Origin of the sequence: Microbacterium sp. CPCC 204701 (genome assembly GCF_004010105.1) — a bacterium.
In the GTDB taxonomy this organism is placed as follows: Bacteria; Actinomycetota; Actinomycetes; order Actinomycetales; family Microbacteriaceae; genus Microbacterium.
In genome coordinates, this window is the sequence record NZ_RRYE01000155.1 from 1 (window position 1) to 6,814 (window position 6,814).

6 protein-coding genes are annotated in these 6,814 nt (G+C 70.0%); 2 read left to right on the top strand and 4 right to left on the bottom strand.

Features of this window, described 5'->3' with window-relative positions; translation table 11 throughout:
* A partial coding sequence (locus EIO58_RS10365; RefSeq protein ID WP_127819477.1) for an ATP-dependent DNA ligase occupies positions 1 to 1,296 on the top strand: 1,296 nt, incomplete at its 5' end.
* Positions 1,293 to 1,991 (top strand): NAD-dependent deacylase, encoded by a 699-nt coding sequence (locus EIO58_RS10370; protein ID WP_127819478.1) that lies wholly within the window; start codon positions 1,293 to 1,295, stop codon positions 1,989 to 1,991. The genes EIO58_RS10365 and EIO58_RS10370, both read left to right, overlap by 4 nt.
* A gap of 58 nt (positions 1,992 to 2,049) precedes the next feature.
* On the opposite strand, the gene EIO58_RS10375 is transcribed toward EIO58_RS10370, so the two are convergent.
* The 4 genes from EIO58_RS10375 to EIO58_RS10390 all read right to left on the bottom strand — a co-directional run bounded on the left by EIO58_RS10375 (position 2,050) and on the right by EIO58_RS10390 (position 6,754).
* Complete coding sequence (locus EIO58_RS10375) at positions 2,050 to 3,321, bottom strand: sugar ABC transporter permease (protein ID WP_127819479.1); 1,272 nt, start codon at positions 3,319 to 3,321, stop codon at positions 2,050 to 2,052.
* A complete protein-coding gene (locus EIO58_RS10380) occupies positions 3,318 to 4,145 on the bottom strand; it encodes an ATP-binding cassette domain-containing protein (RefSeq protein ID WP_240658718.1) in 828 nt (275 codons plus the stop codon). Before EIO58_RS10380 ends, EIO58_RS10375 begins: the two co-directional genes overlap by 4 nt.
* 85 nt (positions 4,146 to 4,230) lie before the next feature.
* A complete protein-coding gene (locus tag EIO58_RS10385) occupies positions 4,231 to 5,307 on the bottom strand; it encodes a sugar ABC transporter substrate-binding protein (protein ID WP_127819480.1) in 1,077 nt (358 codons plus the stop codon).
* 262 nt (positions 5,308 to 5,569) lie between these two features.
* Entirely contained in the window at positions 5,570 to 6,754 is a 1,185-nt protein-coding gene (locus EIO58_RS10390; protein ID WP_127819481.1) for a sugar ABC transporter permease, read from the bottom strand.
* Between the last annotated feature and the right edge of the window lie 60 nt (positions 6,755 to 6,814).

The following is a 6,814-nucleotide window of genomic DNA, read 5'->3' on the forward strand; positions in this document are numbered from 1 at the left end:
GCCGCACTGAGCCGGCTCGCCGCGGCCGACGGCCGAGGATCCGTGCTGACCCGCACCACGGAGCTCGAGGCGCTCGCCGGCGCCGCGACCGCGGCCGAGTGGGACTTCCTCGCCCGCGTCATGCGGGGGGAGCTCCGCACCGGCGCACTCGAGGGGGTGCTCCTCGACGCGATCGCGAAGGCGTCCGAGCGAGACGCGCCGACCGTGCGGCGCGCGGCGATGCTGTCGGGCGACCTCGGGGCCACCGCGCGTATCGCCCTCACCGGCACGTCCGACGAGCTCGCGGAGGTCGGCCTCCAAGTCGGTCGCGGCGTGCTGCCGATGCTCGCCTCGACGGCGGCGTCGCCGACCGAGGCGCTCCAGGCGCTCGGGGGAGCGGCATCCGTCGAATACAAGCTCGACGGCGCGCGCATCCAGGTGCATCGCGACGGCGACGACGTGCGCGTGTTCACGCGGAGCCTCGCCGACATCACGCATCGCGTGCCCGAGATCGTCGCCGCGACCCGCGCGCTGCCGGCCGAGAGCGTGATCCTCGACGGCGAGACCCTGTCGCTCGACGAGGACGGCGGTCCGCGTCCGTTCCAAGACACCATGGCCCGCTTCGGCTCACTCATCCCGGACGGCGATGCCACCGCCGCCGTGCTGCGGCCGTGGTTCTTCGACATCCTGCATCTCGACGGTCGCGACCTCATCGACGAGCCGCTGTCGACGCGGCTCGAGCTGCTCGAGCGGGTCGCCGGGAGGGCGCGCATGCCGGGCATCGTGACCGCGGACGCAGCGGAGGCGGAGCAGTTCTCGCGTGCGGCGCTCACCGCCGGGCACGAGGGTGTCATGGTGAAGGCGATCGACTCGGTGTACGCGGCCGGGCGCCGCGGCAAGAGCTGGCTGAAGGTCAAGCCGGTGCTCACCTACGACCTCGTCGTGCTCGCGGTCGAGTGGGGCTCGGGGCGGCGCACCGGGCTCCTGTCGAACCTGCACCTGGGCGCCCGCGATCCGGACGGGCGCTTCGGCGAGCCGGGCGGGTTCGTGATGGTGGGCAAGACGTTCAAGGGACTCACCGATGCCACGCTGCGCTGGCAGACCGAGCACTTCCCGACGATCGAGACGCACCGTTCCTCATACGCGGTGCACGTGCGGCCAGAGACGGTGGTCGAGATCGCGATCGACGGCGTGCAGCGCTCGACGCGGTACCCCGGCGGAGTCGCACTGCGGTTCGCGCGCGTGAAGGCGTACCGCCCCGACAAGCCGCCCGGCGAAGCCGACACGATCGAGTCGCTGCGGGCGCTGCTTCGATGACCCGGATCGTCGTCCTCACCGGCGCCGGCATCTCGGCCGAGAGCGGCGTGCCGACGTTCCGCGGTCCGGACGGGCTGTGGGAGGGGCATCGCATCGAAGACGTCGCGACGCCTGACGCATACGAGGCCGACCCCGGCACGGTGCTCGCCTTCTACGACGCACGACGCCGGGCACTGGCATCCGTCGCTCCGAACGCGGCGCATCGCGCGCTCGCGCGACTCGAGGACGCGATCGGGCCGGAGCTGCTCGTGGTGACGCAGAACGTCGACGACCTGCACGAGCGCGCCGGCACCGGCAACCTCGTGCACATGCACGGCGAGCTGCGCCGGGCGCTGTGCGGGTGGTGCGGCGCGCGCCCCGCATGGGATGGGGACCTGATCGACCGGCCGCCGTGCCCGGAATGCGGCGAACGGATGCTGCGCCCCGACGTCGTCTGGTTCGGCGAGATGCCTTACGACCTCGACCGCATAGAGCGGGCGGTCGTCGCGTGCGACGTGTTCGCCTCGATCGGCACGTCGGGCGCTGTCTATCCGGCGGCGGCTTACGCGGCCCTGGCCGCGTCGTTCGGTGCCCGCACGGTCGAGCTGAACCTCGAGCCGAGCGACGCGCTGGTGCCCTTCGACGACGCCAGGGCCGGACCGGCGACCGAGCTTGTGCCCGCCTGGGTCGAGGAGATGCTCGCCGTCTGCACGTGAGAGCGCCGGGATGACCCATCCGGCGCTCTCACGTGCAGTGACGGCGTGCGCGACCCGGTTACGTCCTGACGCCGCCTGACCGCAGCCGCGACAGGGCGTCGACGGTCGCGGCGAGAATCAGCACACCGCCGGTGACCAGCAGGTTGATGCCCGCCGGCAGGTTGAGCAGACCGAGGCCGTTCGTGATGACCGCGATGACCAGCGCGCCGATCGCGGCGTGCATGAGGCGTCCGCGCCCGCCGAAGAGACTCACACCGCCCACGACCGCCGCGGCCACGCCCGACAGCACGATGTCGCGGCCGACCGTCGCGTCGACCGAGCCGACCCGCGCGACGCTCAGCAGCGCCGAGAAGACCGCGAGGCTCGAGCAGATGACGAACGCCCACCACTTGATCCAGCGCACCTTGACCCCCGAGCGGCGCGCCGCCTCGGCATTGCCGCCGATCGCATACACGTACCGGCCGAACTTGGTGCGGTCGAGCACGAACGTGCCGATCCACAGGATCGCGAGCACGACCGGGACGACGATCGGCACGCCCGCGACCTCGACGACGGACTGACCGCGGTTCTGGTTCAGCACGTACACGACCACTCCGCCGATGACGGCGATCGCGGCGAGCTTGATCCACACGAGCGAGACCGCCCGATTCGGCACGCCCGCGCGGGTGCGGCGGGCGCGATCCCAGAACGACGTCGCCGTCGAGATCACCAGCATGATCACGAGCATCCCCCAGCCGCCCCACACCGGCAGGTTGCCGTTCTGCAGCGCGATGAGCTCCGGCACCTGGAGGCGGAAGAGCCCGCCGGGCCCGATGATCACGAGCGCGAGGCCCTGGAAGCCCAGGAAGAGACCCAGCGTCACGACGAACGATGGAATCCCGATCCTCGCGACGAAGAAGCCTATGAGGGCGCCGGTGAGGAACCCGAAGCCGAATCCGATGAGCAGCGCGAGCGGCCACGGGATGCCGAACTGCGCGTTCAGCACGACGAACAGCGCCATCCCGACGCCGCCGGTGACACCGGCCGACAGGTCGATCTCGCCGAGCAGCAGCACGAACACCAGCGCCATGCCGAGCACGACGAGCGTCGCCGCCTGGTTGAGCAGGTTCGCGAAGTTGCGCTCGGTCAGGAAGAAGGGGCTCAGGATCGAGAACAGGATGCCGAGCACGACGAGTCCGCCGACGGCGGGGAGCGCCCCCATGTCGCCGCCGCGCACACGCTGCCACCACGCCTGCACCTGGTCGCCGAGCCCGCCTTCGACGCCGCTGCCGATGAGGTCGCTCGCGACGGGATCGGGGGCGGCCTCGGTCCGGGTCGCGTTGGTGCTCATTCCACGCCTCCTTCGGTGCGGATCGTCTCGGTGCTCATGATCTGGACGCCGCCGAGGGTCTTGGTGCCGGTGATGTAGCCCACGACGTCGTCGCGGGTGGTCTCAGCCTTCGGGATCTGCGCGACCATCTGACCGAGGTACAGCACGGCGATGTCGTCGGCGACCTCGAACACGTCCGCGAGGTTGTGGCTGATGAGGATCACTGCGACGCCCTGCTCGGACAGGCGCTTGACGAGGTTCAGCACCTGCTCCGTCTGCGCGACGCCGAGCGCGGCGGTCGGCTCGTCGAGAATCACCACGCGAGCCTTCTTCAGCACGGCGCGCGCGATGGCGACGGTCTGCCGCTGCCCTCCCGACAGGCTGGAGACCTTCTGCCGCACCGACTTGACCGTTCGCACCGAGAGCGAGCGCAGCGTGTCGGAGGCGTCCTTCTCCATGCGGCCCTCGTCGAACGTGCCGCCTGCGAGCTCTTCACGGCCCAGGAACATGTTCTGGACGATGTCGAGGTTGTCGCACAGCGCGAGGTCCTGGTAGACGACCTCGATGCCGAGGCCCGACGCATCGCGCGGCGCGTGCAGGTCGCGGTGCACGCCGTCGATCAGGACCTCGCCCGCGTCGTAGGGCTGCACGCCCGCGAGACCCTTGATGAGGGTGGACTTGCCGGCGCCGTTGTCACCCACCAGGGCGGTGACCCGGCCGGGATGGACCCTGAGGTCGACGCCCTTGAGGACGCTGACCGGGCCGAAGGATTTCTTGACGCCGACCAGCTGGATGATCGGCTGCGCGTCGAGCGCGGTTTCTGGGGCCATGGTGATGTCTGACATGCTCGCTTCCTTGCGATGTGCCGGTTGCGCCACGAGGGCGCCGCGCCATCGACGACGCGACGCCCTCGCGGCTGTGGACCGAACGCTACTCGGTGACTCCGTACTGTTCGCAAGCGGCCATCACGTCGGGCGTGCAGACGTCGTCGTACGACGCGTCGCCGGCGGCGATGACGTCCTTGACGTTGTCGGGGCCGACCAGGATCGGGCTGACCTGGATGTAGGGCGTGCCGTCGTCGAGCTCGGCATCCGTCGCGACCTCTTCTTCGTTGAGGAGCGCGATGGCGGTCTCGACCGCAGCCGCGGCCTCGTCGGCGACCGGCTTGTAGACCGTGGCGGTCTGCCAGCCGAGCAGGATGTTCTGCAGGCCCGCGACGTTCGCGTCCTGGCCCGACACGGCGACGCCGGTCAGGTTGTTGTCCTGCAGCACCTTGATGACGCCCGCGGCGTTGGTGTCGTTGGCCACCCACACACCGTCGACGGCGCCGCCGAGCGAGGTCAGCGCCTGCTCGAAGTTGGTCTGCGACTTGGCCTGGTCCCAGACCCCCGGGGGTTCGGCGGCCGGCTGGATGCCTGCGGCCTCCATGACCTCGACAGCGCCCTCCTTGAACATCGCGGCGTTGCCGTCGGTCGGGTCGCCGCCCATGTACACCACGACCGCGGTCGCCGGGTCCTTGCCGGCGGCCTCGAGTCCGTCGAGCACGGTCTGGCCCTCGAGACGGCCGACCTCGACGTTGTCGAACGACACGTAGTAGTCGGCGCCCTCGAACGGGCGGTCGTACGCGATGACCGGGATGCCCTCGCCCGTGGCCTTGGCGGCCACGGTCTCGGCTGCGCCCTGGTAGTCCACGAGCAGCATGACGCCACAGCCCTGCGTCAGCTGCTGGTCGGCGATGGTCGAGTACTTGTTGACGTCGCCCTGCGCGTTCTGGATATCGGTCTCGAAGCCGGCGGCCTCCAGGCCCTCCTGCAGGTACTTGCGGTCGAAGTTCTCCCAGCGCGGCGAGGACGCCGCGTCGGGGAGGATCACGCAGGCGCGGCCCGCAGCGTCGCCGCCACCGTCGCCATCGTCCGTCGGCGCACCGGTTCCGCCGGCGCAGCCGGCGAGCATCACCGCAGCGGCGCCCGTGAGGGCTGCTACGGCGAGCAGGGAAGACTTCTTCATCTTTCGCCTTTCGTCATTGAAATGTGCGGGCCCCAGGAACGTCCCTGGCGCACATCGCGCTGAGAGCGATCCTGACGACATCGGTTCTTGGCGTCAAGTCTTGAACGTAACGCTTTGGCAACGCCCGGGAAAACTGCCCCCCAGCCGCTCATCTATAGCGAAATGACTCAGCGAACATGCTCGGCATGAGCAGTATGTAGCGCTCGTGCGCGCCACAGCGGATCTCGAACGTTGCTCGTGTTTGAGCTGTGAAGGCAGTCGGTCAAGCCCGGCCGGTGGCAGCGCGCGTGCGCCGCGAGATGGAATCGACGATCACGGCGAGCACCAGCACGACGCCGGTGACCATGAACTGCACCGACGAGTCCAGGTTGAGGAGGGTGAGCCCCGACGAGATCGACTGGATCACGACGATGCCGATGAGCGCCGAGAAGGCCGACCCGCGGCCGCCGAACAGGCTCGTGCCTCCGATGACGGCCGCCGCGATGGCGTTGAGGTTCACGTCGCCCGTGCCCGAGCTCTGGGTCGCCGACCCGAGGCGCGCGGCGGCGAGGATGCCCCCCACGGCGGCGAGCGTCGAGCACATCGCGAACACCGAGAGATAGATGCGGTCGACGCGGATCCCTGCGCGCCGGGCGGCTTCGACCGAGCCGCCGACGGCGTACACGGCGCGCCCCCACCGCGTGCGCGTGAGAGCGAAGTTTATCGCCACGACCAGGGCGAGGAACAGCAGGAACATCACGCCGACGCCGCGGTAGAGGTTCAGGTACCACGCCGCCACGAGCAGGAACGCCAGGAGCACGGCGCTGCGCACGCCGATCTCGAGGTAGCCCTGGCTCACCAGGTTCGCAGCCGCACGACGGCGCGCGCGCCGCAGCAGCGAGAACGCGAACGCGGCGACCGCGAGCACAGCGGCGACGTACGACGCCCACGCCGGCAGGAACATCTGCTGCGCGAACTGCACGATCCACGCGTCGAACGGGAAGGCGATGGAGCCGGTCTCGCCCAGCACCCACAGCTGCAGCCCGAGGAAGCCGAGCAGACCGGCGAGAGTGATCACGAAGCTCGGCAGCCCGAACCGGGTGAACAGGTAGCCGTACAGCAGTCCGACGAGGCAGCCGATCGCCATCGCCGCGAGGATGGCCAGCACGAGGGGCCACTGCAGCTGCATGAACGACACGGCGAGCACGGCCGCCGCCAGCCCCGACACCGAGCCGACCGACAGATCGATCTCGCCGAGGAGGAGCACGAGCACCACCCCGAGAGCGATGGTGCCGATCGCGGCGCACTGCATCGTGAGATTGCTGAGGTTCTCGCTCGAGAGGAACAGCGGATTCAGCAGCTGGAACACCGTCCAGATCACGACGATGCCGACGACCACAGGGATGGCACCGAGATCGCCGCCGCGGATGCGTGCCAGGAACGAAGCGAGCTGCTCGGACGCGCTCATCGCGCTCCGTCCGGGTGGCCGTCCGGGCGCCGCCGCGACCTGGTGCGCGGCATCCGGATC

Coding starts and splice junctions, on each gene's coding strand:
- EIO58_RS10380 (WP_240658718.1), bottom strand. CDS start 4,145: ATGTCAGACATCACCATGGCCCCAGAAACCGCGCTCGACGCGCAGCCG.
- EIO58_RS10390 (WP_127819481.1), bottom strand. CDS start 6,754: ATGAGCGCGTCCGAGCAGCTCGCTTCGTTCCTGGCACGCATCCGCGGC.
- EIO58_RS10385 (WP_127819480.1), bottom strand. CDS start 5,307: ATGAAGAAGTCTTCCCTGCTCGCCGTAGCAGCCCTCACGGGCGCCGCT.
- EIO58_RS10370 (WP_127819478.1), top strand. CDS start 1,293: ATGACCCGGATCGTCGTCCTCACCGGCGCCGGCATCTCGGCCGAGAGC.
- EIO58_RS10375 (WP_127819479.1), bottom strand. CDS start 3,321: ATGAGCACCAACGCGACCCGGACCGAGGCCGCCCCCGATCCCGTCGCG.